24 protein-coding genes and 1 pseudogene are annotated in these 25655 nt (G+C 46.0%); 20 read left to right on the top strand and 5 right to left on the bottom strand.

The features are described 5' to 3' along the window. The first annotated feature begins 187 nt into the window (after window positions 1–187). The 5 genes and pseudogenes from feoB (IJ369_RS07865) (at window position 188) to IJ369_RS07845 (ending at window position 5309) form a co-directional block, all read left to right on the top strand. A pseudogene (gene feoB / locus IJ369_RS07865) lies at window positions 188–2424 on the top strand (ferrous iron transport protein B). A 12-nt stretch (window positions 2425–2436) separates the two neighbouring features. Further along, window positions 2437–2574, top strand: a complete 138-nt coding sequence (locus IJ369_RS07860; protein WP_290717883.1) for a FeoB-associated Cys-rich membrane protein — start codon at window positions 2437–2439, stop codon at window positions 2572–2574. 208 nt (window positions 2575–2782) lie between these two features. Further along, complete coding sequence (locus IJ369_RS07855) at window positions 2783–2995, top strand: FeoA family protein (RefSeq protein ID WP_290717881.1); 213 nt, start codon at window positions 2783–2785, stop codon at window positions 2993–2995. A 121-nt stretch (window positions 2996–3116) separates the two neighbouring features. After that, the gene (gene feoB / locus IJ369_RS07850; RefSeq protein WP_290717880.1) at window positions 3117–5126 is read left to right on the top strand and encodes a ferrous iron transporter B; all 2010 of its coding nucleotides are present in this window, start codon (window positions 3117–3119) and stop codon (window positions 5124–5126) included. Between the two features lie 18 nt (window positions 5127–5144). Further along, complete coding sequence (locus IJ369_RS07845; protein WP_290717879.1) at window positions 5145–5309, top strand: FeoB-associated Cys-rich membrane protein; 165 nt, start codon at window positions 5145–5147, stop codon at window positions 5307–5309. Between the two features lie 448 nt (window positions 5310–5757). Here the strand turns inward: IJ369_RS07845 and IJ369_RS07840 are convergent, their stop codons facing one another. Genes IJ369_RS07840 through IJ369_RS07830 form a run of 3 tightly spaced genes read right to left on the bottom strand, consistent with a single transcriptional unit; the run spans window position 5758 to window position 7126 of the window. Continuing rightward, window positions 5758–6171, bottom strand: a complete 414-nt coding sequence (locus IJ369_RS07840) for a flavodoxin (protein ID WP_290717878.1) — start codon at window positions 6169–6171, stop codon at window positions 5758–5760. Window positions 6172–6204: 33 nt separating this feature from the next. After that, on the bottom strand, window positions 6205–6795 hold the full coding sequence (locus tag IJ369_RS07835) for a DUF3793 family protein (RefSeq protein ID WP_290717876.1): 591 nt from the start codon (window positions 6793–6795) through the stop codon (window positions 6205–6207). A gap of 49 nt (window positions 6796–6844) precedes the next feature. Continuing rightward, window positions 6845–7126 (bottom strand): DUF2325 domain-containing protein, encoded by a 282-nt coding sequence (locus tag IJ369_RS07830; RefSeq protein WP_290717874.1) that lies wholly within the window; start codon window positions 7124–7126, stop codon window positions 6845–6847. 199 nt (window positions 7127–7325) lie between these two features. Here IJ369_RS07830 and IJ369_RS07825 point away from each other — a divergent pair, with 199 nt between their 5' ends. From IJ369_RS07825 to IJ369_RS07800, 6 genes are all read left to right on the top strand, one after another. Continuing rightward, a complete protein-coding gene (locus tag IJ369_RS07825) occupies window positions 7326–7586 on the top strand; it encodes an HPr family phosphocarrier protein (RefSeq protein ID WP_290717872.1) in 261 nt (86 codons plus the stop codon). Between the two features lie 2 nt (window positions 7587–7588). Then, window positions 7589–9268, top strand: a complete 1680-nt coding sequence (ptsP, locus tag IJ369_RS07820) for a phosphoenolpyruvate--protein phosphotransferase (protein WP_290717870.1) — start codon at window positions 7589–7591, stop codon at window positions 9266–9268. Between the two features lie 164 nt (window positions 9269–9432). Next, window positions 9433–10224: a GTP pyrophosphokinase gene (locus tag IJ369_RS07815; protein WP_290717868.1), complete on the top strand. Its 792-nt coding sequence runs from the start codon at window positions 9433–9435 to the stop codon at window positions 10222–10224. A 16-nt stretch (window positions 10225–10240) separates the two neighbouring features. Continuing rightward, window positions 10241–10930 (top strand): metallophosphoesterase, encoded by a 690-nt coding sequence (locus tag IJ369_RS07810; RefSeq protein WP_290717866.1) that lies wholly within the window; start codon window positions 10241–10243, stop codon window positions 10928–10930. A 12-nt stretch (window positions 10931–10942) separates the two neighbouring features. Beyond that, the gene (locus tag IJ369_RS07805) at window positions 10943–11608 is read left to right on the top strand and encodes a hypothetical protein (protein WP_290717864.1); all 666 of its coding nucleotides are present in this window, start codon (window positions 10943–10945) and stop codon (window positions 11606–11608) included. A gap of 95 nt (window positions 11609–11703) precedes the next feature. Continuing rightward, complete coding sequence (locus IJ369_RS07800) at window positions 11704–12927, top strand: IS256 family transposase (RefSeq protein ID WP_290717862.1); 1224 nt, start codon at window positions 11704–11706, stop codon at window positions 12925–12927. Window positions 12928–13115: 188 nt separating this feature from the next. Here IJ369_RS07800 and IJ369_RS07795 read toward each other — a convergent pair whose 3' ends face one another. Next, on the bottom strand, window positions 13116–13349 hold the full coding sequence (locus IJ369_RS07795; protein ID WP_290717860.1) for a hypothetical protein: 234 nt from the start codon (window positions 13347–13349) through the stop codon (window positions 13116–13118). A gap of 20 nt (window positions 13350–13369) precedes the next feature. Beyond that, entirely contained in the window at window positions 13370–14002 is a 633-nt protein-coding gene (locus IJ369_RS07790) for a flavin reductase family protein (RefSeq protein ID WP_290717858.1), read from the bottom strand. A gap of 200 nt (window positions 14003–14202) precedes the next feature. Here IJ369_RS07790 and IJ369_RS07785 point away from each other — a divergent pair, with 200 nt between their 5' ends. From IJ369_RS07785 to IJ369_RS07745, 9 genes are all read left to right on the top strand, one after another. Beyond that, window positions 14203–15540 carry an RsmF rRNA methyltransferase first C-terminal domain-containing protein gene (locus IJ369_RS07785; protein ID WP_290717856.1) on the top strand — a complete coding sequence of 446 codons (1338 nt, stop codon included), beginning with the start codon at window positions 14203–14205 and terminating at the stop codon, window positions 15538–15540. A 220-nt stretch (window positions 15541–15760) separates the two neighbouring features. Continuing rightward, window positions 15761–17224 (top strand): threonine synthase, encoded by a 1464-nt coding sequence (thrC, locus tag IJ369_RS07780; RefSeq protein ID WP_290717854.1) that lies wholly within the window; start codon window positions 15761–15763, stop codon window positions 17222–17224. 37 nt (window positions 17225–17261) lie between these two features. Next, window positions 17262–18242 carry a hypothetical protein gene (locus IJ369_RS07775; RefSeq protein ID WP_290717852.1) on the top strand — a complete coding sequence of 327 codons (981 nt, stop codon included), beginning with the start codon at window positions 17262–17264 and terminating at the stop codon, window positions 18240–18242. A 197-nt stretch (window positions 18243–18439) separates the two neighbouring features. After that, a complete protein-coding gene (gene fsa / locus IJ369_RS07770; protein WP_290717850.1) occupies window positions 18440–19087 on the top strand; it encodes a fructose-6-phosphate aldolase in 648 nt (215 codons plus the stop codon). Between the two features lie 64 nt (window positions 19088–19151). Further along, window positions 19152–21131 carry a transketolase gene (gene tkt / locus IJ369_RS07765; RefSeq protein ID WP_290717848.1) on the top strand — a complete coding sequence of 660 codons (1980 nt, stop codon included), beginning with the start codon at window positions 19152–19154 and terminating at the stop codon, window positions 21129–21131. 84 nt (window positions 21132–21215) lie between these two features. Continuing rightward, window positions 21216–21764 carry an RNA 2',3'-cyclic phosphodiesterase gene (gene thpR, locus IJ369_RS07760; RefSeq protein ID WP_290717846.1) on the top strand — a complete coding sequence of 183 codons (549 nt, stop codon included), beginning with the start codon at window positions 21216–21218 and terminating at the stop codon, window positions 21762–21764. A gap of 397 nt (window positions 21765–22161) precedes the next feature. Further along, entirely contained in the window at window positions 22162–23253 is a 1092-nt protein-coding gene (locus IJ369_RS07755; RefSeq protein ID WP_290717844.1) for an iron-containing alcohol dehydrogenase family protein, read from the top strand. A 242-nt stretch (window positions 23254–23495) separates the two neighbouring features. Beyond that, window positions 23496–24638 (top strand): acyl-CoA dehydrogenase, encoded by a 1143-nt coding sequence (locus IJ369_RS07750; protein WP_290717842.1) that lies wholly within the window; start codon window positions 23496–23498, stop codon window positions 24636–24638. 27 nt (window positions 24639–24665) lie between these two features. Then, a complete protein-coding gene (locus tag IJ369_RS07745; RefSeq protein ID WP_290717840.1) occupies window positions 24666–25457 on the top strand; it encodes an electron transfer flavoprotein subunit beta/FixA family protein in 792 nt (263 codons plus the stop codon). Window positions 25458–25655 lie beyond the last annotated feature (198 nt).

Below are 25655 nucleotides of genomic sequence, written 5' to 3'. Positions count from 1 at the left end.
TATAGAAAGAAACATAAAAATAAAAGGAAAGGGACATGTAAAAACGGTCTGTTTGGGGCAGCTAACAAAAGTTAGTCGAAAGGAATCCATTTCGTTGACAGTGGGAGTTAGCGGTGGTATACTCATCTCTGGTAATTGAGAATTATTTTCAGTTTTGACTGAATTTGACTGGAATAGAGGGATATTTATGACATTGAATGAGCTTCCCATTGGGAAAGAAGCGGTCATTACAAAGGTAGGCGGCGAAGGGGCTTTGCGCTGCCGCTTGTTGGATATGGGCATCATTCCCAAAACAAAAGTGACTGTAACAAAGGTTGCCCCCATGGGCGACCCCATTGAACTGCGTCTGAGAGGGTACACCCTGACCATCCGTATCGATGACGCGAAAAATATTGAAGTGAAAGAGGGTGCAGCAGAATGATCTTTGCATTGGCAGGCAATCAGAACTGCGGCAAAACGACCCTGTTCAACCAGTTGACAGGCTCCAACCAGCATGTGGGCAATTTCCCTGGTGTAACGGTAGATCAGAAGGTGGGGGAAGTGCGCGGGGAAAGGGATTGTTCCGTAGTGGATTTGCCCGGTATCTATTCCATCCGCCCCTATACCAGCGAGGAGATCGTAACAAGGGACTTTATTTTAAATGAAAAGCCCGATGGTATCATCAATATCGTCGATGCGACCAATATCGAAAGAAATCTGTATCTGACACTGCAGCTTATCGAAATGCACATCCCCATGGTTCTGGCCCTGAATATGATGGACGAGGTGCGCAGCAACGGCGGAACCATCGATGTCCAGAAAATGAGCGAAGAATTGGGAATCCCTGTAGTTCCCATCAGTGCGGTAAAAAATGAAGGTATCGATGAACTGATGCAAACAGCCATCCGTGTGGCGAAAGGAAAAGAATGCCCCAAGATATATGATTTCTGCCCCTCCGGCCCCGTCCATCGTTGCATCCATTCTGTGTGCCATCAGATTGAGGACCATGCGGAAAGAGCAGGCATTTCTACTCGCTTTGCAGCGACGAAGCTGATCGAAGCGGACCCTTCCATCGCAGAAAAGCTGGATCTGGACCAGAATGAAATGGAATTGCTGGAACACAGTATCATTCAGATGGAAGAAGAGCATGGCATGGACAGAAACGCTGCTCTGGCGGATATGCGTTATGATTTCATTGAAAAGGTCTGCGCGGCAACGGTTATCAAACCCCAGGAAAGCAAGGAACACATCCGCAGCGTGAAAATCGACAATATCCTGACCCATAAGGTTTTGGCGATCCCAATTTTTATTGTGGTCATGTTCCTGGTATTCTATCTGACCTTCAATGTGTTTGGTGCGTATCTGAGCGACCTGCTGGCGGCAGGCATCGATGCCATTACAGCTATGGTAGATACTGCTTTGGGCAATTACGGTATCAATCCCGTGGTACATAGCCTGTTGATCGATGGTGTATTTGCCGGGGTAGGCAGTGTGTTGAGTTTCCTGCCTATTATCGTGGTACTGTTCTTCTTCCTTTCCATTCTGGAAGACACAGGCTATATGGCGCGAATCGCCTTTGTGATGGACAAACTGTTGCGTAAGATTGGCCTTTCCGGCAGAAGCATTGTGCCTCTGCTGGTGGGCTTTGGCTGTACGGTGCCTGCGGTCATGGCAACCAGAACTCTTTCTTCTGAAAGAGACAGACGCATGACCATCATGCTGACACCTTTTATGAGCTGCTCTGCAAAAATCCCCATCTATGCGGTATTTGCGGCGGCATTTTTCCCCGACCATGCGGCACTGGTGATGATCGGGCTCTATGCAGCGGGTATCATCGTAGGTATCATTATGGCGCTGATCATTGGGAAAACAGTATTCAGAGGAAAACCTGTTCCCTTCGTAATGGAACTGCCCAACTATCGTTTTCCTTCTATGAAAAGTGTATTCCTGCTGATGTGGGATAAGGCGAAGGACTTTCTGCAGAGAGCCTTTACCATCATCTTTGTGGCAACGGTTATCATCTGGTTCCTGCAGAGCTTCGACAGCCGCCTGAATGTGGTAACAAACAGTGCAGACAGCCTGCTGGCTATGCTGGGGCATTGGCTGGCACCTATTTTTGCCCCTTTGGGCTTTGATGACTGGCGTATCCCTACAGCCCTCATCACAGGCTTTACAGCGAAAGAGGCTGTTGTCAGCACTCTGGGTGTATTGACAGGCACATCTGCGGAAGCGCTGGGGCCTGCCCTGAGCGGTCTGTTCACACCCATTTCCGCTGTCAGCTTTTTGGTGTTCACCCTGCTGTATACACCCTGCATGGCGGCGGTGGCTGCGGTGAGAAGAGAACTGGACAGCAATCTGCTGGGGTGGGGCGTAGCTCTGCTGCAGTGCGTGGTGGCGTGGATCGTTTCCTTTATCGTATATCAGGGGTTGAATCTGATTTTCTAAGAGGTGAGAAAAATGGGTATTTTTGATTATCTCATCATTGGGACGGTGGTCATTGCGCTGATCGCCGCTATCCGCTTTCTGAAAAAGAACAGCGCCGGCTGCGGCGGTTGTGTCGGAGACTGCAGCAGCTGCAGTAAACGCAAGAAATGAACTATACTCGGTAGAAAGATAATTTCTGCCGAGTATTTTTGTGGAAAACAGGTTGATTTTTTATTGAGAAAAAGGTATCATTAGTCATGGCTAATTGAGAAAATTTATTGTTAAAATCGGTGGCATTCGATTGACACAACCAGTTAGCCGTGGTAAACTTCTAGTTGATTAGTTATGGCTAATTATGGTAAGAAAGCGAGAGGATAGTATGAACCTGACAACTGCACAGGAAGGCGTAGAATATATCATCAAAAGCATCGTGACAGACGATGAAGAAATGGATGCGTTTCTGTTTTCCCTGGGCTGCTACAGCGGCGAACCTATCACAGTCGTTAGACGTGTAAAGGGTGGTTGTGTGGTATCCATCAAGGATGGCAGATACACTATTGATGATTTGCTGGCAGAAGCCATCGAGGTATAAGTGGTGAATTTTTCACCACATATATTTTCCTCGAGGGTTAGTGCTTACTAACTATCTTTGATACATAAAACTATGATTCGGCTAAACAAAAGAACGATTATTTTTCTAGGAGGAAACCAAAATGAGAATTGCTTTGACAGGTAATCCTAACAGTGGTAAGACCACTATGTATAACGCGCTGACAGGCAGAAACGAACGCGTTGGTAACTGGGCTGGTGTTACAGTAGACAAAAAAGAAAGCCCCATCAAAAAGAACTTCTATGAAGGTGAAGAGCTGATCGCAGTCGATCTGCCCGGTGCATATTCCATGTCCCCCTTCACATCTGAAGAAAGCATCACAAGCTCTTATGTGAAAAACGAAAATCCTGACGTTATCATCAACATCGTGGATGCGACAAACCTGAGCCGCTCTCTGTTCTTCACAACACAGCTGCTGGAACTGGGTATTCCCGTGGTAGTAGCCCTGAACAAGAGTGACGTAAACGAAAAGAAAGAAACACAGATCGACGCAGAACTGCTGTCCGCAAAGCTGGGCTGTCCTGTGATCAAGACAGTATCCATTACAGCGAACGACAAAGGTTTGGCTGAAGTTGTGAAAACAGCTGCTTCCCTGAAGGGCAAAGAACAGAAAGCACCTTACGATGAAGGCAATGTTGACCTGACAAATAAAGAAGCTGTTGTAGAATCTGATAGAAAGCGTTTTGATTTCGTAAACGGCATCGTAAAATCCGTTGAAACAAGAAAAGTGCTGACAAAAGAAAAGAACAGCCAGGATAAACTGGATGCGATCCTGACAAACCCTGTTGCAGGTATCATCATTTTCGCAGTAGTCATGTTCCTGGTATTCGATATTTCCCAGTCCACAGTAGGCCCCATGATCGCAGATGTGCTGGTAGGCTGGATCGAAGGCTTCGGCGAAACAGTTGCAGGATGGGTAGAAGGCGCTTCTCCTTTCATGCAGGCTCTGATCGTTGACGGTATCGTTGGTGGTGTAGGTGCTGTAGTTGGTTTCCTGCCTCTGGTAATGGTAATGTACTTCCTGATGGCTCTGCTGGAAGACTGTGGTTACATGGCGCGTGTATCCGTTGTTCTGGACCCCATCTTCAAAAAAGTAGGTCTGTCCGGTAAATCTGTAATTCCTTTCGTTATCGGTACAGGTTGTGCGATTCCCGGCGTTATGGCTGCTCGTACGATCAGAAAAGAAAGAGAACGCAGAGCAACAGCGATGCTGACACCTTTCATGCCCTGTGGTGCGAAACTGCCTGTAATCGCTCTGTTCGCAGGCGTATTCTTCGCAGATGCTTCCTGGGTTGGTACACTGATGTACTTCGTAGGTATCCTGCTGATCCTGTTCGGCGCACTGCTGGTAAACAAAATTGCAGGTCACAAAGTAAGAAAATCTTTCTTTATCATGGAACTGCCTGAATATAAAATCCCCAGCCTGAAGCTGGCATTCATGTCCATGCTGTCCCGTGGTAAAGCATACATTATCAAAGCTGGTACAATCATTCTGGTATGTAACGCAGTTGTTCAGATCATGTCCACATTCGATATGTCCCTGAATTTGGTTGAAGAAGGTATGGAACACACATCCATCCTGGCTACAATCGCTTCTCCTTTTGCTCTGCTGCTGATCCCTCTGGGCTTCGGTGCATGGCAGCTGGCAGCAGCGGCTATCACAGGCTTCATTGCAAAAGAAAACGTTGTTGGTACAATCGCTGTAGTATATGGTATCTCTAACTTCATCGATACAGATGAACTGGCTCTGGTTGGCGGCGCAAATGAAGTAGCAGCTGTTATGGGCCTGACAAAAGTAGCAGCTCTGGCTTACCTGATGTTCAACCTGTACACACCTCCCTGCTTCGCAGCAATGGGTGCGATGAACTCTGAAATTAAGGATAAAAAATGGCTGGCAGGCGGTATCGCTCTGCAGTTTGCAACAGGTTTCGTAGTTGCATTCCTGGTATACCAGATCGGTACACTGGTTACAACAGGCGCTTTGGGCGCAGGCTTCGTTCCCGGCCTGATCGCTGTAATCGTGATCGTAGCGATCATCGTTAGCCTGATCAAGAAAGCAAACAGAAGCATTGCTACAGAATATGCTCTGAAAGGCGCAGCGAAAAACGCGTAAATAAAAGGAGTTTTCAGTATGACAGATATTATTTTAGGATTGATCGTTCTGATCATTATAGGAGCTGCATTGCTCTACATCAGAAAAGAAAAGAAACGCGGCGTGGTATGCATTGGCTGCCCTCAGGCAGGCATGTGCGCAAAAAAACGCGAAGGCGGATGCAGTTGTCATGCTGACGAATAAGTAGTAAGAATCTCAAAAAGTCGTTCTTAGAAATAAGGACGGCTTTTTTATTTGCCGTAAATCAGTAAGTGACATCTGGTGCATACCGGCGCTAACATGCAAAACTTGGACTGTGTTCTCGGGCAATGTGGGGCACTGTGGCAGGCTTGATCCTGTGGCGGTAGATGGGTACTGCATTGGAAATGGTGGCTTAGAATTAGCTGTAGGGGCTTATAAAAGCAGACTGAAGGGGGTGATTTGAAAGGAGGCGGGGAGAGTCCCAGATTCTGTATGTATCGTGGTTCAGTCTGAAAGAAAAAAGGGGGTTATTGGGCAGTAAAAAAGAGCCCTTACGGACTCTTTTTTATAGTTAGAGAGATAATAGAGGAGAATTTTGAGTTTAAATAATAGAGAGTTTAATTTTAGGAGTTTTTATAGAAACATCTGAGATCAGATGCTATCTATCATATTAATATGCTGCGAAGCCTTCGCCGTAAGCTGTGCACTGTACTTTTGCGTCGCCTTCGGGGAAGCCGTTTACGATCAGACCTTCATCATACAGGTTTGCACCTGCTTTGGATGTTCTGTCTGCCCAGTCACGCATCCACTGACCGTCGCCCCAGCCGTAGGAACCGAAGAGAGCAACTTTCTTGCCTTTCAGCTGACCTTCGATGGCTGTGAAGAAGGGTTCGAATTCGGATTCTTCCAGAACTTCGTCGCCCATAGCGGAGCAACCGAATGCGATCTTGTCATAATCTGCAATGTTGCCTGTGAATTTATCTACGGAGAAAATTTCTGTATTTTCGCCCATAGCTGCGCCGATGGCTCTTGCCATAGCTGCTGTGTTGCCTGTACCACTCCAATAAATTACTGCGTTTTTCATAATGTACGCCTCCTAGTTAAGTAAGTTTTTATATCAAACAGCTGCATGGGCACATACGGGTTCCAGAAGGGACACGATGGATGCGCCGGCGGCTGCCTGTTCCATAAGTCTTTTTCTGCATCTGGCATAGCTGCGGAAGGTACGAAGAGCGGCTTTGCCGTCGCCGTAAACTTTCCAGTCGCCTACCAGCTTGTAATTGCGGCCCTTTTCGCGGATGAAAGCGAAAACATCTTCTGCGGGATAGCCGAAGAAAAAGCCGACTTCGTGGGGGAATTCATCGCCCTGCAGGATATGCTGACGCAAGGTGCAGATACATTCCTGAAAGGATGCTTCTTCGCCGATATTCTGAGGATAGCCCTCTCGGATGAGAAAGTCTTTTACGTCGGGCTGTTTCAGATACTGCAGGAGCATATCCTTACGGTAGATGAGGAGATATACCCGCTGATGGCGGCTGTAGAGATATTCTACAGAGATGCCAAGGGGAGCCAGTTCTTTTTTATATTTTTCGATCTCCTTACGATAGTCTGTCAGACAGGTGACAGGGAAGGAGAAGAGATTTGCCTGTTTTCTGCCCAGAAGGGCGGGGGAGGCAAAGTATAATAAATCTTTTTCAAAATCCGACATTTTGTACCTCCTATATGGTTAGCTTAAGCTAACTTATAATCAAAAATATTTATGCACAATACTGACCAAGAATACGCTTCAGCGCAGAAGAAGAACTGCTGTGGCTGCGTTCGATGGCGATATTGTTTCTTTCTGCTTCCTGTACCGCGCCATTTACCATGATGTGGGAAACAGTGCTGGTGAAAAGGATAATGAGGTCTGCCTGACCGATCTGTCCTTTGAAGTTGCCGGGCAGCTGGGTGAAAACCTTGCCCTTGCAGTTGAATTTTTTGCAAATATCCATATATTGACGAACCATTCTGTCGTGGCCGCCTACGATGACTACGCTCACGGGATGACCTCCTTTTTGCTTATTGAGTTAGCCTTGACTAACTTTGTGACTTAAAGATATCACAGAGGAGAATCAATGTCAAGTAATTCCAAGTGGAATTATATGAAAAAGATTATCAAAAATGGAGCGGAAGAAAAGGACTCATAATTTTCAGGGAATCAGGGAAACTAAGGGAAACGATTTTTAGGAGGTCGAAAAGATGGTCGAAAGAAAAGTGATCTTAAAGAATAAAACAGGGCTCCATGCCCGCCCGGCATCCGAACTGGTTGCTTTTGCAAAGGAGCTGCCCTGCAAGGTCTATATTGAACACAATGGGAAGAAGGCTGCTGCTGACAGCATCCTGCAGCTACTGACTCTGGGGGCCAAGGAAGGAAGCGAAATGATTCTTTCTGCCGATGGGGAAGGGGATAAACACTCTGTGGAAAAACTGGAAGCCTTTCTGAATATTCTGGAGGGATGAGTATGGAAGAGATCAGAGCGGAGCAGAGGGCATCAAAAGGTGTGGCAATGGGACGTGCCTTTCTGGTGCAGCCGCCAAATCTGGCGGCAGAACATCTAGAAATCAAAGAAAATGAAATTGAGCGGGAAAAGGCGGCTTTCCGACGGGCGGCAGAGCAGACGAGGGAAGCTTTGCGCCCATTGGCGAGAACGAATCCTATTTTCGCTGCCCATCTGGATATGGCAGAGGATGATACCCTGATCGATGGGGTGAATGAAAAGATATCTAAAGGGAAAAATGCCCAGTGGGCCTTGGAGGAACAGATGGAAGAGACCTGCTCTCTGCTGGAAAGCCTGGAGGATGCTTATTTGCGAGAACGGGCGGCGGATGTACGGGATGTCTGTCGGCGTATCATGGCGATATTGAAGGGAGTAGATGATGACCCGTTTCGAAATATCAAAGAAAAGGTCGTTCTCTTTGCGGAAGAACTGAATCCTTCTGATACGGCGAAGATGGATTTTCGCTACATCCGAGGAATGGTGACAGCCAAGGGCGGCGCAACCAGCCATGTGGCTATCCTTGCCCGCAGTCTGGAAATCCCTGCTTTATTAGGCATGGAAGGAATTCTGGAAAAGGTGCAGGCAGGGGAAGAAGTCATTCTGGATGGGAACGAAGGACTTCTGCTGCTATCCCCTGATGATTTGCAGAAGCGGGTCTATGCGGAAAAGCAGGAGGCGGAAAAAGAACTGAAACGGAAGCTGAAGGAAATGAACCGTCTACCTGCGGTGACCACCGATGGGCGGCAGGTACATCTCTATGCCAATGTGGGCAGCATCAAGGATGTGGAAGCGGCGAAGAAGCATGGTGCAGAGGGGGTCGGCCTCTTCCGCAGCGAATTTTTGTATATGGAAAGCAGCCGTTTTCCTACGGAGCAGGAGCAGTTTGAAATCTATAAGAAAGCGGCGGAAATTTTGAAGAAGCCTATCACTATCCGCACGTTGGATATTGGCGGGGACAAGGCCCTCCCGTATTATCAGTTTGAAAAGGAAGAAAATCCATTCCTCGGCTGGCGGGCCATCCGTTTTTGCCTGGATATGCGGGATGTGTTCAAGACCCAGCTGAAAGCCATCCTGCGAGCGGCGGCCTTTGGGGATATCCGCATCATGTATCCCATGATTGTTTCCGTGGAGGAGTTTCGGAAAGCCAATGAATTACTGGAAGAATGTAAACGGGAATTAAAGGAGCGGGGCGTTCTCTTTCGGGAAAGCATCAGCACGGGCATCATGGTGGAAACGCCTGCGGCAGTTTTTGTGGCGGAGGAATTGGCAAAGGAAGTGGATTTTTTCAGCATTGGCACAAATGACCTGACCCAGTATATCCTTGCGGCGGACAGGGGCAACCAGAAGCTGACGAAGCTCTATAGTCCCTTCCACCCTGCGGTTTTGCGGGCAGTGGAAAAGGTCATTGAAGCGGGACACAGGGAAGGAAAGGAAGTGGGTATGTGCGGGGAATTTGCCGGGGATGAAAGAGCCGTGCCAATTCTGGTTGGCATGGGGCTGGATGAATTCAGTATGGTCTCCAATGAAATTGCCGCTGTGCGCTATCAGGTAAGGGGGCTTACGGAAAAACAGGCGAAGGGATTTGCCAAGCGGGTCCTGGCGGCAGGCACGGAAAAAGAGGTTAAAAAATTACTGGAAAGATAAAAAAACGTCACGCTCAGAGTGGGTGTGACGTTCTTTTTTCAAAAAAGTTTAGAAAATGCCGAAATTTCGGGAAATTTAAGGAATTCTTCCATTGCGCAGACATAGAATTTTGTAGTACAATGAAAATGAAGAAATATGGCAATTTAGCCGAAGGAGGAACCCTTTTGGAAATCATAAATTGGAAGGAATTGCTCTACCCCTATGAGCAAGCGGTGGAGGAATTGCTGCTAAAGTTCAAAAATCTGGATAAAGAGTGCCGCCATTTGGGCATTTATTCCCCCATCGACTCTGTCACAGGCAGATTGAAAAAACCTGCCAGTATTCTGGATAAAGCAGGCAGAAAGCATATCCCTCCTGAGAGAATTGAACAGGAGATAGAAGATATCGCCGGTATCCGTATCCTCTGCCAGTTCGTGGAGGATATCCAGAAGGTGGTAGATATGGTGCGCTGCCGTACAGATATGACCATCGTGCAGGAAAAAGACTACATAAAGAATACGAAAGACAGCGGCTATCGCAGCTATCATATCATCATTAAATACCCTTTGAGTACAGCGTTGGGCCCCAGGGAAATTTTCGCGGAAATTCAGATTCGCACGAACGCGATGAACTTCTGGGCGACGGCGGAACATTCCCTGCGTTATAAATACAGCGGCAATATCCCCCAGGAGCTGCAGGACAGACTGCATAACTGCGCGGAAGCGGCTTTTAATCTGGATCAGGAAATGTCCACCATCCGAGAAGAGATCACCAATGCCCAGCGTTTAAATGAGATCAGAAGAAACATGACATCCAACATTCTGGATAATATCCAGAAGCTGCATTTCAGGCTGAAACTGGAAGATATGGACGCCATCAACAGAGAATTTACAGATGTATGGAACAGCAACGATATCGATCGTTTGAGAGAATTTAATGAGAAGCTGAATGTACTGGTAGAAGTTTACCGTATATAAGAAAAGGAGGAAGGAGATGGGCTTATTTGCCATTGCAGATCTGCATTTCGCCTTTTCCGTGGATAAGCCTATGGATATTTTCGGGGAAAACTGGAAGAACCATAGCCAGAGGATCATTGAAAGCTGGAAGGAACTGGTGACGGAAGAAGATACGGTGCTTCTGCCGGGGGATCTTTCCTGGGGCATGCGCATCGACGAAGCGGCGGCGGACTTAGACGTCATCTATAACCTGCCGGGCAGAAAGATCCTTTTGGGCGGCAACCATGATTACTGGTGGAAATCTTCCTCCAAGCTGGAGGCCAGATATCCCGGGATGCGGTTTCTGAAAAATGATTTTGACAGATATGAGGATTGGGCTGTCTGCGGTACCCGCGGCTGGCTCTGCCCCAATGATGTCCGCTTCACGGAGCAGGACAAAAAAATATATGAAAGAGAACAGGTACGGCTGAAATTATCTTTGGATGCAGCTATGCGAAGCGGTGCGGAGAAGATCATCCTGATGATGCATTTCCCGCCGATGAATGATAAAAAAGAAGATTCCGCTTTTACGGAACTCTTCAAGGAATACCCCATCGAAAAAGTGGTCTATGGACATCTGCACGGCGCAGCCAGCCATGCCACGGCCTTTGAAGGGGAACGATACGGCATCACCTATGAACTGATTGCGGCGGATTATATCGATTTCCGCCCTAAGCGAATCTTATAAGGAGGAAAGATTGTGAATATCGACAAGAAAAAACTGCTGGTCTTTCTGTGTGCCCTCTGGCCCGGCGGCGGCTATATGTATCATGGCATGATGAAAAAAGGCGCATTGATCATGGCACTGTTCACGGCACTGCTGGGGCTGACCATGACCATCGGCTGGAAGTTCCTGGCGTTCCTGCTGCCTGTTATCTGGTGCTACTGTTTCTTTGATACCTTCCATGTGGCGAAGCTGCCGGAAGAGATCAGAGATATGGAAGACCAGGATTGCTTCGAGAAAGTGGTGGCTTTCTGCAAGGATGACCCTTTGAAAAGATTTGAAGGCAGAAAAACCTTTATCGGCGTGTTGATCCTGCTGGCGGCCCTGTATACGATAATCTACGGCGTGCTGCTTCCCTTCTTCCGCTGGGGCGAACAGTTCTATTGGGTGCAGGTGACACTGACGGTGATCCCCACTGCGGTAGTTGCTGTGCTGCTGTTTATGGTGGGCAAGCACATCCTGGAAAAGGAACAGCTCAGAAAAGAGGCACAAGAAGTGGAAGAAGAAACAGAAATTTTGGAAGAAGCAGAAAATGCAGAAGAATCTGTTTTAGTGGAAGAAGCTACTTTGGAAGAAGGAAATGTGGAAGAGATCGTAGAAGCGGTTTTGGAAGCAGAGGAAGAAGAAAAAGAGGCTGTATAAACGAAAAAAGAGGAGACTGTGAAAAAATCTCTGTAAAAACATAACTAGCAAGGCCTTCTATGATAGAATAAAACTATTATAGGAGGCCTTTACTTATGGCAAAAAGAAAAAGAATGTCCGAGGGTAAGAAAAACATCATTGCAGCACTCCTGCAGGAATACGATATCCAGTCAGCAGAGGATATCCAGGACGCCCTCAAAGATCTGCTGGGCGATACCATCAAAGAAATGATGGAGGCTGAAATGGACGAGCATCTGGGTTATGAATCCTATGAACGCTCTGATAATCCAAATTCCAGAAATGGATATAAACAAAAACAAATCCGCAGCAAATACGGCGAAACAACGCTTAGTGTGCCGCAGGATCGTGACAGTACCTTCGAACCAAAGATCGTAAAAAAGCGTCAGAAAGATATTTCTGCGATTGATGACAAGATCATCTCTATGTATGCCAAAGGCATGACTACACGCCAGATTTCAGAGATGATCGAAGATATTTATGGTTTTGAGGTCAGTGAAGGGATGGTCTCTGATATCACAGACCGCCTTTTGCCGGAAATCGAAGAATGGCAGAACCGACCACTTGCTGAAGTATATCCGATCCTTTTCATTGATGCAGTACATTTCTCTGTGAAAGATAATAACGTTGTCCGAAAACTGGCTGCATATGTAATTCTGGGCGTCAATCATACAGGGAAAAAAGAAGTGCTGACAATCCAGGTCGGTGAAAATGAAAGCAGCAAATATTGGCTGACAGTATTGAATGAACTGAAAAACAGAGGTGTAAAGGACATCCTGATCCTTTGTGCGGATGGTCTTACAGGCATCAAAGAAGCTATCAATGCAGCATTCCCCCAGACTGAGTATCAGCGCTGTATTGTACATCAGGTCAGAAATACTCTGAAATATGTGCCAGAAAAAGACAGAAAGGCTTTTGCTGCAGATTTGAAAAGTATTTATCAGGCCCCTACAGAAGAGCAGGGGCGTACAAATATGGAAGCTGTAACAGAAAAATGGCAGGCTAAATATCCGAATGCCATGAAAAGCTGGTCTTCCAACTGGGATGCCATCTGCCCTATTTTCAAATTTTCTGCAGAGGTTCGCAAGGTCATTTATACGACCAATACTATCGAAAGCCTGAACAGTTCCTATCGCCGTCTGAATGCCCAGAGAAGTGTATTTCCCAGCCCTACCGCCCTTATGAAAGCTCTGTATCTGGCAACTTTCGAAGTATCTAAAAAATGGACTGTAACTCTCCGAAACTGGGGTCGTGTCTACGGTGAATTGAGTATTATGTACGAAGGCAGGCTACCGGAATAATAGAAAACAGGCATGTCAGAAGTCCTGAAAAATCAGGATTTTCTTGACATGCCTGCATTTAGTCATTATATTGTCTGTGAGGTTGGATAGTTGAAAAATCAGCTGTTCAGCCATCAAATCCTATCATAGAAAGCCTATTTACAGAAAATTTTTCACACACTCAAAAAGAGTCCGTTCGGACTCTTTTTTTATTCTTCGTATTCTTCTATTGCAGAAAGGATCATGCTTTTCAACATGCCCATGCTGAATCCTTCTTCGATTTCCAGTTCCAAGGACAGTTCTTCCCATTCGTCTTCTTCTGCCAGATAGCTGGCTTCAAAACCGCTGGCCAGATCGTCCTCGAAAATCACTTCGCCTTCGATGGCCCAGCTTTCCTCGCTTTTGTCTACAGAGATAAGATTGACTTCAGAAATATGCAGCATTGTGAATGATCCTCCTCGTGTTACTTTTTCTTCTTTGGTTTCTTTTTGGGGGAAGCGGGCTTTTTCTTTGCCGTTTTCGCCGTTTTTGTAGCCTCTTTTTTCTTTACGGAATAGCCGAAGGTGCCAAGCTTTTTGCCCAGACCATAATACGCGCCGTGGGAATAGCAGATAGGCTTCGCCTTGTCGAAATGGAATTTCCCTGTTTCATCCAGATATTCATCGCTGACCTGGACAGAAACCACTTCCGCCAGGAACATATCGTGGGTGCCAAGGGGAATGATCTGTTTCACCTTACATTCGATATTCACAGGGCTTTCATAGATGATAGGAGCATCTACCTTTTCGCCTTTTTTGGCAGTCAGCTTCATTTCAGAAAATTTATCGATGTCACGTCCGCTCTTCACACCGCAGTAATCGCAGGCATAAGCCAGTTTTTCTGTCACCAGATTGATGACGAATTCGCCGCTTTCCTTGATGATCTGATGAGAATGGCGGCTGGGGCGGATGGAGACGTATGTCATGGCAGGGTCGCTATTGACGGTTCCTGTCCATGCCACAGTGATGATGTTTTTATTCTCCATGGTGCCGCAGGAGACCATAACGGCGGGTACGGGGTAAATGACCGTTCCCGGTTTCCAGATATCTTTTCCCATAACATTTCTCCTTTCGGGGATGGATTTTTTCTGTAATAAATATTATCTGAGTTGGGTCTCTTTGTAAAGATAAAAAAGTATCAGAAAACAAAAGTGATTTTTGTGGATTCTGAAAAAGGGAATGGGCTTGTCAATTTTCCTGTGCTTCGGTATGATGAAAACAAAAAACAAAAATTTCGATAAAGTATAGGAGGACGAGCATGAACCTGCCTTTGGAATATATGGAAAAGATGAAAGCCCTGTTGGGGAAAGAATATGATGATTATATTGCTTCCTTCGATGCAGGAAGATTTTATGGTCTGCGGGCGAATACGCTGAAAATCAGCGGAGAAGAATTGCAGGAAAAAGGGGTTTTCAGTCTGAGCCCTGTGGCATGGTGCCCCACTGGGTTTTATTATGAAGGGGAAGAACGCCCTGCAAAGCATCCTTATTATCATGCGGGGCTGTATTATCTGCAGGAACCCAGTGCCATGAGCCCTGCGGCGACCCTGCCCATCGAAGAAGGGGACATTGTCCTCGATCTTTGCGCTGCTCCTGGCGGGAAAACGACCCAACTGGCGGCTAGGCTGAACGGTACTGGTCTCTTGGTTGCTAACGACATCAGTGCAGGCAGAGCAAAAACTCTGCTGAAAAATGTGGAATTGGCGGGTATTCGCAACGCTATTGTCATGAGCGAAACACCTGAAAAGATAGCCAATCGTCTCCCTGAATTTTTCGATAAAATCCTTGTAGATGCCCCCTGCAGCGGCGAGGGGATGTTCCGAAAAGAGCCTGATATGGTGAAAAGCTGGGATGCAAAGATGCTGGAATTCTGCCGGACAGAACAGGCGAAGATTCTGGAAGCCTGCGCGCCTATGCTGAAAGAGGGCGGTATGCTCCTGTATTCCACCTGTACCTTCTCTCCCGAAGAGAATGAAAAGAGCATCGGCGATTTTCTGGAAAACCATCCTGAATTTGAATTGGTTCCGATTGAGAAGAAAAATGGATTTGTTTCCGGGCTGGCTCCCTTTGAAGCCTGTGCCAGACTGTATCCCCATAAACTGAAAGGAGAAGGACACTTCCTTGCACTGCTGAGAAAGAAGGGATGCAAAGGGGTAAAATCCGTTCCTGCGGAAGAGGGCAAATGGACAAAGCAGATGGATGCTTTTGCAGATTTTGCGAAAGACGTTTTGAAAGAGATGCCCAAGGGAATATATAAAATTTATGGCGACGGTCTGTATCTCCTTCCCGAAGGGACGCCGAAACTGGATAAATTGCGTGTCCTGCGTACTGGCTGGCTGCTGGGTACATTGAAAAAAGACCGCTTTGAGCCTTCTCAGGCATTCGCCATGGGGCTGAAAAAAGAAGAAGTGAAAAATGTGGTGGATTTCTCTCTGGAGGATGACCGTGTCATTCGTTATCTGAAAGGGGAAACGGTAGAAGGCGAAGGGAAAGATGGATGGACGCTGGTTTGTGTGGAAGGTTTCCCTCTGGGCTGGGCGAAAATGCAGAAGGGACGTCTCAAAAACAAGTATGCTGTCAGCTGGAAATGGGAGTAAATGTTTCTATTGCAAAGACATTTGTGCGATTATCATTGACAAATCCTGCATTATCTGTAAAATAGAACTATCGTGTTACTTTCGCAAAAGCGTGCAAGGTCGGCTTCGCCTCCGGCCTACAGTTGCTTTGCAATTGAATGAGCTTTTGCAAATCGGGTCAAGGGGGTGACCCCCTTGCGGAGTGTGAGGCAGCGCCTCGCGAAGAAAAGGAGTGAAAGAAATGGCATTGAAATATATCGGTACAAGAGATAAAAACATCACAGCAACGGCATCCCAGGCCATCCTGCGCGGTATCTGCCCCGACGGCGGTCTGTATATCCCCGAAGAAATTCCCAAGATGGAGAAATCTCTGGAAGAACTGGGCAAAATGAACTATCAGGAACTGGCTTATGAAGTTCTGAGCAAATATCTGGATTTCACAGAAGAAGAATTGAAAGCCTGCATCGATGGGGCTTATGATGAAAAATTTGATACACCCGAAATCGTTCCTGTGGTGAAAAAAGGCGATGCCATGTTCCTGGAGCTGTTCCACGGCAGAACACTGGCCTTCAAGGATATGGCACTGTCCATCCTGCCTTATCTGATGAAAACATCCGCAAAGAAAAACGGTCTGGATAAGGAAATTGTTATTTTGACAGCTACATCCGGCGATACGGGCAAAGCGGCACTGGAAGGATTTGCCAATGTAGAAGGCACAAGAATCATGGTATTCTTCCCCGAAGATGGCGTCAGCCCTGTGCAGAAACTGCAGATGAATACACAGGAAGGTGCGAATACCTGCGTTGTGGGCATCAAGGGAAACTTTGACGATGCTCAGTCCGCAGTAAAGAGCATTTTCACAGATAAAGTATTGGAAAAGGAACTGGACGAAAAAGGCTTCCAGTTCTCCTCCGCAAACTCCATCAATATCGGCAGACTGGTGCCTCAGATCGTTTATTATTTCTGGGCATACCTGAATGCAGTGAAACTGGGCGAAATCAAAGCAGGCGAAGAACTGAACTTCACTGTTCCCACAGGCAACTTCGGCGATATTCTTGCCGGTTGGTATGCCATGAAGATGGGTTTGCCCGTAGGACATTTCGTATGTGCTTCCAACGACAATAAAGTCCTGTACGATTTCTTCCGCACAGGGGAATATAACAGAAACAGAGAATTCCACGTGACGGTTTCTCCTTCCATGGATATCCTCATTTCCAGCAATCTGGAACGACTGCTGGCGCATATGGGCGGACAGGATGCTACAAAGGCGGAAATGGAAAGCCTGAGCAAGGAAGGTACATATAAAGCAGAAATCACAGAAAAGAATATCAGCGGTGAATACGCAACAGAAGCGGAAACTTTCGCGGCAATCAAAAAATTCTATGAAGAAACAGGCTACGTGATGGATACTCATACAGCCGTAGCCTACGCTGCATATCAGAAATACAAAGCGGAAAGCGGCGACAACAAGCCTATGGTCATCGTTTCCACTGCATCTCCTTACAAATTCACAAAGGACGTTATGACTGCCCTGGATGAAAAATATGCCGATGGCGATGCCTTCGCTCTGCAGGCAGATCTGGAACAGGTCAGCGGCGTTTCCGTTCCTGCACCCATCGTAGGTCTGGAGCACAGACCCATCCTGCATAAGAATGTCTGTGAAAAAACAGAGATCAAGGAAGTTGTAAAGAACTGGCTGAAATAAGCATGTAGTAGATGCAAGTCCGAAAGGAGAAACGCCTATGACAGACTGGTATGAAAATCAGGAGGAACAGAAAGAAGAAAAAGAGAAAAAGTATGTGACCCGAAAAGAGTTCCGTATCTGCTTCGTTATTTTGCTGGCGGCGATTGGTTTTGCAACTTTTGCTATCAATGACAGCATTGAACAGGCACGAAACGATGTAAAGACTCAGGTTTATCGGACGGAAGAACATATTAGTAGTATCGTCAACAATATTCCTCGCAATATCGAGCAGGGCATTGAAGAAGCCAACAACCCTCTTCGGGAAAGCAGTATGGAAATTATCGATGTGGATGAAAAGGCAAAAACAGCGACTATCCGTATGACGGCTGCCCCTAAAGAATATGTAAATGGCATGACGGTAAAATTCATGGTTTCCTGTGATGGCGCAGAAAAAATGGAAGTGTCTGCGGCGGCGGGGAATGACCGTGTATTTACAGCGGAGATGGAAGTGCCTTTCTGCGGCGTGGCTTCTGCAACGGTACATATGAAAAAAGGCGGCACGGAATATATCCAGAGTATGACTGGGGTCAATGTGGAAAGTATGGTACTGCCCTATTTCAGTGGAAATAGAGGTGGTTCTGTTACATGGCAGGCAAGTCAGGATTATGTGACTTTTGATGGTGATATTTGGGTGGATGTGAATTGCCCTGAATGGATCCTGAATCTTGATAAAGGCGCCTCTTTTGATCTGAAAAATGAAAAGATGGAAGTGTACGTGGATGGGAAACTGCATAAGACACTTCCTGTAGAAATTGCCCATGAGGATGCATATACCACAAGTTATCTGGCTTATATAAATGGGGAAAACAAAATCAAATTGAAGAACGGAAAAGAGATTGAATTTATTTTTAAAGCAGAAGATAACAATGGTATGAAATATTCTTATCTTGTAGATAAAGGTGCATGGGATCAGAACGGTGGCTACGAGAATGATGCGATATGGAATATGCCGGATGCGGATAGACTGAAAATAGAATAAGTATGAAAAGGATGAGCATAAACTCATCCTTTTTTCTTTTAGATAAGCATTGCTTTTCTTTTTCCGTTGGCGTAAAATGAAAATAGCGTAATATGGGCTGCAGTGTGTGCTGTGGTTCTGTTTATATGCGTTTCGGCAAGGGTGCCGAAATCACTCAATCCAATCATTTTATAAAATAAAAAGGAGAGATAGCTACCATGAAAATGTTCATCGACACAGCTAATGTAGACCACATCAGAGAAGCAAACGACCTGGGCGTTATTTGCGGTGTTACAACAAACCCTTCCCTGATCGCAAAAGAAGGCAGAGATTTCGTTGAAGTTGTAAAAGAAATCACAACAATCGTAGATGGCCCCATCAGTGCAGAAGTTATCAGCCTGGAACATGAAGGCATGGTAGCAGAAGCAAGAGAACTGGTTAAGATCCACGAAAATATCGTAATCAAAATCCCCATGACACTGGAAGGTCTGAAAGCTGTTAAGATCCTGTCCGCAGAAGGTGTGAAAACAAACGTTACACTGATCTTCTCCGCAACACAGGCTCTGATGGCTGCAAGAGCAGGCGCTACATACGTTTCCCCCTTCCTGGGCAGAGTAGATGATATCGGTTCCGTTGGTATGACTCTGATCGAAGAAATCGTTGATATTTTCGATATCCATGGCATCGAAACAGAAATCATCGCTGCTTCCATCCGCAACCCTCTGCATGTTATCGACGCTGCAAGAGCAGGCTGCCACATCGCAACAATCCCTTACAACGTTCTGATCCAGATGGCAAAACACCCTCTGACAGACATCGGTATCGAAAGATTCCTGAAAGACTGGGAATCCGTACCCAAGAAGTGATTTCATTCAGAGATAAACACTGAATAGCTACGAAATAATCAAAATTTTTCGGAGGAAAACAACAATGAATAACATTGATAATCTGACAATCAATACCCTGCGTTTCCTTTCCGCAGAAGCGATCCAGAAAGCAAAAAGCGGCCACCCCGGTCTGCCTCTGGGCGCAGCACCCGCTGCATACACACTGTGGGCAAAGGAACTGAAAGCAAACCCCGCAAACCCCAACTGGGACGACAGAGACAGATTCATCCTGTCTGCAGGTCATGGCTCTGCCCTGCTGTACTCCCTGCTGCACGTATTCGGCTACGGTCTGACAATTGAAGATCTGCAGAACTTCCGTCAGAGAAACTCCCTGACACCCGGGCACCCCGAATACAAACATACAAAAGGCGTTGAAGTGACAACAGGCCCTCTGGGTCAGGGTATCGCAAATGCCGTTGGTATGGCTCTGGCTGAAAGCCACCTGGCAGCAAAATTCAACACACCCGAATACAAGGTTGTAGACCACTACACATATGCACTGTGCGGCGATGGCTGTCTGCAGGAAGGCGTTGCTTCCGAAGCAGCTTCTCTGGCTGGCACAATGGGTCTGAATAAACTGGTTGTTCTGTATGACAGCAACCACATCACAATAGAAGGTGACACAGCAACAGCATTTGCTGAAGACGTTCTGAAACGTTTTGAGGCATATGGCTGGCACACACAGACAGTTGCAGACGGTAACGATGTAGATGCTATCAAAGCGGCCATCGAAGCAGCAAAAGCAGCTGATAAACCTTCCATCATCAAGATCGAAACAAAGATCGGTTACGGTGCGCCCAACAAGCAGGGTAAAGCATCCGCTCACGGCGAACCTCTGGGTGAAGAAGAAATCAAACTGGCGAAGGAAAACCTGGGCTGGCCTTATGAAGAAGCATTCTACGTTCCTGAAGAAGTAAAAGCACACATCGCTGAAATCAACGCAGCAGGTGCAAAAGTAGAAGCAGAATGGAACGAAATGTTCAAGGCTTACAGCGAAAAATATCCTGAACTGGCAAAAGAATACGCAGAATGGCACAGCGACGAACTGGCAGCTGATCTGCTGAATGATGAAGAATTCTGGAAAGACGAAGGCGACATCGCAACTCGTGCAACATCCGAAAAGGTGCTGCAGAAAGCAGCGAAGGTAGTGCCTAATCTGTTCGGCGGCTCCGCTGACCTGGCTCCTTCCAATAAATCTGTGATGAAGGAAAGAGAATACTACAGCAAAGAAAACCCTGCTGGTTCCAACGTACACTTCGGTATCCGTGAATTTGCTATGACAGCAATGGCAAACGGTATGGCGGTACACGGCGGCGTAAGACCTTATATCGCTGGTTTCTTCGTATTTGCTGACTATATGAAAGCTGGTCTGAGAATGGAATCCCTGATGGGTCTGCCTGTGATCTCCATTCTGACACACGACTCCATCGGTGTTGGCGAAGACGGCCCTACACATCAGCCCATCGAACACCTGGCAATGCTGCGCAGCCTGCCCAACTACAATGTATTCCGTCCCTGCGATACAAGAGAAACAGCAGCGGCTTGGTATACAGCTCTGACAAGCAAAACAACACCTACAGGCCTGGTTCTGACAAGACAGAATCTGCCCGCACTGGAAGGCACAGGCAAAGGCGCTCTGAAAGGTGCTTATGTTCTGAAAGACTGCGAAGGTACACCCGATGTACTGCTGATGGCTTCCGGCTCCGAAGTAGAACTGATCTACAAAGCAGCGGATGAACTGGCAGCAAAAGGCGTTAAGGCCCGTGTAATCTCCATGCCTTGCTGGGAAGTATTCGAAGCACAGGATGCAGAATACAAAGAAAGCGTAATGCCTAAGGCAGTTCGCGCAAGACTGGCTGTAGAAGCAGCTTCCGAATTTGGCTGGCACAAATATGTAGGTATGGATGGCGACATCATCTGTATGGATGGTTTCGGTGCATCTGCGCCTGCAGGCCTGCTGTTTAAAGACTTCGGTTTCACAGTAGAAAACGTAGTTGAAAAAGCACTGGCTCTGGTTAAGTAATGTAATTTAAACCACAAATAATAGAGGCTCCTGGTGGTTCCATCAGGAGCTTCTTTCTTAAATTCGTGAGAAAGGAGGAGAAAAATGCGCACATTTATTGCAATTGAACTGGAAGAAGAAGTAAAGGATCATCTGGCGAATATCCAGGTGGAGACACAGAAGCTTTGCCGTAAAGGGAATTATACTCCTAAGGATAATTTCCATCTGACGCTGCATTTTTTGGGGGAAGTGGAAGAGGATGATCTGGATTATCTGCAGGAAGCGATTTTCGAAACAGCCCGCCGCAATCGTCCCTTTACTTTGACATTGGATAAGATCGGCTTTTTCCCCAGAGGAAACAAAGGTATTATGTGGGCTGGTCTGGAAAAAAGCACCCATCTGCAGAGACTCTTCAGCACACTGGAAAAATCTCTGGAGCAGCAGGGCTTTGCCCGTGAAAGAAAAGGCCTCAGCCCTCATATCACCCTGGGCAGAGAAGTGGAACCTCACCGCAGCTTCATGGATGTGCAGAAGGGCGTAAAGGTTGAGCCTATGCGCATTTCTGTTAGAAGCATTTCTCTGATGGAAAGCGTGAGAAAAGGCCCTAAACTGGTCTATGTACCCCTGTTCCGTCAGAATTTGATAGGAAAATAACAAAACGAAACAATCAATAAAATGAAAAAAATATCAGTCTATTGAATAGGCTGATATTTTTTTGCCATAAACTGGAAATTGCTGATTTTTCCTAAAAATAAACGATTTTCACTATCGTGAAACCCATGTTTAATTTTGTGAAAAAAGTGTCAAAAATAAACAAAATTTCATTTTTTAAAATGGGTAAAAGCGGGAGTTTATTGTTCATTGTTCCAAATCGTATTTTTTTTAACAATTTCTGTTGAAATAATAGAAAATGTTTCATATACTGAGCTTGTATAACAAATGATAATGTTTCGGGGGATAACGAATGAGAGCCCTAAGGGGATAGGGCAGGAGAAGTTTCAATTCAAATCAGGAAGTTATGAACAATTTTAATTTTAGGAGGAATGCAATTATGGCAAACACTACTGTATTTTTCCCCGGTTACTCCGCAGGCGAAAATGCTTACACGGATATCGACAAAGTCTGCTCTCCCTATGGTACAAAAGCAGTTGTCATCAGTGATGAAATTTCTATTAATGCAACAAAAAAATATCTGGATGAGGCAACAAAAGATGGTCGTGTAAAAGTGGAATATGTTTTATTTCCAGGCGAATCTTCCTTTGAAGTTGCGGAAGAACTGCAGCAGAATGAAATCGTGAAAAATGCAGATATGATTTTCTGCCTGGGCGGTGGGAAAGCCATTGATACGGGTAAACTGGTTGCTCATAATTTGAATAAACCCTACTTTACATTCCCTACCATCGCTTCCACATGTGCATGCAATTCCGCACTGGGTATCTACTACTATCCAGACCATACATTCCGTACATTTTTCCGCGTAGACAGACCTCCTGTACATATCTTCATTTCTACAAAGGTTATCGCAGAAGCTCCTGCACAGTTCCTGTGGGCCGGTATCGGTGATGGTATGAGTAAAGAAACAGAAGTAAAATTCTCTGCAAGAGGCAGAGAAGATGAACTGACTCTGGAGGAACAGGCTGGCGTAGCGCTGGCCGGCTGCTGTACAGAACCTCTGCTGAAATATGGGATTCAGGCTATGGAGGACTGCAGAAACAACCGCGCTTCTAAAGCAATCGAAGAAGTTGCTCTGGACATCTTCATCAACACAGGTATGGTTTCCAATATGGTTGACTCTGCAAAATACAACACATCTCTGGCACATGCGTTCTTCAACGCAAGTACAACCCTGCCTCAGATTGAAGAAAGACATCGTCATGGCGAAGTAGTTTCTTATGGTACACTGGTTCTGCTGACACTGGATAAACAGCATGAGAAACTGGAAAGATTCTTTGAATTCTATAAAGGCATGAAGCTGCCTACCAAACTGGCTGATATCGAAATCACAGTAGATGAACTGGATCCTGTTCTGGAATTGGCAATGAAGAGATACGATATGGATGTAATTCCTTACGAAATTACACCTGCTATGATCAAGGAAGCAATACTGGAATTAGAAGAATATAACAAAAAAATGACTGCGTGAGGGGTATTTTGGGGTATTTTTCGGGCATTTTGTTGGTGGATGTATTTTCTCAAAAATCTACTGTTTTTTTCTCAAAATACACTGGAAAAAGGTAGGAAAGTATTCTATACTGAAAGAGTATGGGAAAACCGAGGGCATCGGGGTTTTCATCGGAATACGAAAGGAACGGCAAAATCCGTTTCGCATAAAAGCAGACAATAGTCTAAGACACAAGCAAACGTTTTAAAGGAGGAAACAAATTTATGGAATTCGGATATTCTAAGGAACAGGTACTGCTGAGAGAAATGTACAAAAAGTTCGCTGAAACAGAAATCAAACCTCTGGCAGAAGAACTGGACGAAGAAGAAAGATTCCCCGTGGAAAGCATTCCTAAGCTGGCTAGATACGGCTTCATGGGCATTCCCTTCCCTAAGGAATATGGTGGTGCAGGCGGCAACTATCTGACATATGCTATGGCAATCGAAGAACTGGGTAAAGTTTGCGCAACTACAGCAGTTATCGTTTCTGCTCACACATCCCTTTGCGCAGGCCCTATCTACTACTTCGGTACAGAAGAACAGAAACAGAAATATCTGGTACCTCTGGCAAAGGGTGAAAAAGTTGGTGCTTTCGGCCTGACAGAACCCAGTGCAGGTACAGACTCCTCCATGCAGCAGACAACTGCAAAACTGGATGGCGATGAATACGTTCTGAACGGTACAAAAGTATTCATCACAAATGCTGGCTATGCTGATATCTATGTAGTTATCGCTATGACAGATAAATCCAAAGGCAACAAAGGCATCTCTGCTTTCATCGTTGAAAAAGGCACACCCGGCTTCTCCATTGGTAAGAAGGAAAGAAAAATGGGTATCCGCGGCTCCGCTACATGCGACCTGATCTTTGAAAACTGCAGAATCCCCAAAGAAAACATTCTGGGCAAAGAAGGCCAGGGCTTCAAGATCGCAATGCAGACACTGGACGGCGGCCGTATCGGTATTGCTTCCCAGGCGCTGGGTATCATGCAGGGTGCCATCGATGAATGTGTAAAATATGTAATGGAAAGAAAACAGTTCGGCAAGAAGATCGGTCAGTTCCAGAATACACAGTTCGAACTGGCAGATATGGCTACAAAGGCAGAAGCTGCAAAACTGCTGGTTTACGAAGCAGCATGCCAGAAAGATGCTGGTCAGCCTTACAGCCACCTGTCCGCAATGTGCAAATATTACGCAGGTTCCACAGCAAGTGATATCACAAGAAGATGTGTACAGCTGTTTGGTGGCTACGGCTACACAAGAGACTACCCCGTAGAAAGAATGATGCGTGACGCGAAGATCACAGAAATCTACGAAGGCACATCTGAAGTTCAGAAAATGGTTATCTCCAGCTGGATGAAGTTGAAATAATCGAGACGAAACAGGAGGAAAACGCAAATGAAAATCTTAGTTTGTATCAAACAGGTTCCTGATACAGTTGAAGTAAAGATCGACCCTAAAACAGGCACACTGATCCGTGACGGCGTACCTTCCATCATCAACCATGATGACAAAACAGGTATCGAAGCAGCTCTGCAGCTGAAAGAAAAACTGGGCGGCACAGTAACAGTTGTTTCCATGGGCCCTCCTCAGGCAGACGTTGCTCTGAGAGAAGCGCTGGCTATGGGTTGTGACGAAGCTTACCTGGTATCCGGCAGAGAATTCGGTGGTTCCGATACATATGCTACATCCGGCATTATTGCAGCAGCTCTGAAACAGATCGGCTATGACCTGATTATCACAGGCCGTCAGGCGATCGACGGTGACACAGCACAGGTTGGTCCTCAGATTGCTGAAAAACTGCACCTGGCTCAGGTTTCTTACGTTGAAGAAATCGTTGATGCAACAGAAGAATCTGTAACAGTAAAGAGACAGTTCGAAGATGGTTACCACATCGTAAAAGTAAAAACACCTTGCCTGCTGACAGCGATTGCTGAACTGGCAGAACCCAGATATATGTCCATCGGCGGTATCTTCGATGCATATAAGAAAGAAATCAAGATCCTGGGCTTCGAAGATCTGAAAGATGATCTGGAACTGGATATGATCGGTCTGAAAGGTTCCCCTACAAACGTATTCAAATCCTTCACAAAAGAAGTGAAAGGTGCTGGTACGATCCTGAACGATCTGACACCCGATCAGGCTGTTGAAGCAATCGTTAAGAAACTGGAAGAAAAATTCATTATCTAATCGAAATATATTTAGGAGGCAATACCAATGAGCAAAGGTATTTTCGTAGTAATGGAGCAGAGATACGGCAAGGTTCAGAACGTAGGTCTGGAACTTGTTGGTGAAGCTACAAGACTGAAAGAAGATCTGAAAGATGACGTAGTAGCAGTGCTGCTGGGTCACAATATCGAAGGCGAAGTTGCAAAAATCTTCCACTAT

The organism is Anaerotignum sp., assembly GCF_017483025.1.
Classification (GTDB): domain Bacteria; phylum Bacillota; class Clostridia; order Lachnospirales; family Anaerotignaceae; genus Anaerotignum_A.
This window is presented reverse-complemented; position numbering and strand designations above follow the sequence as displayed.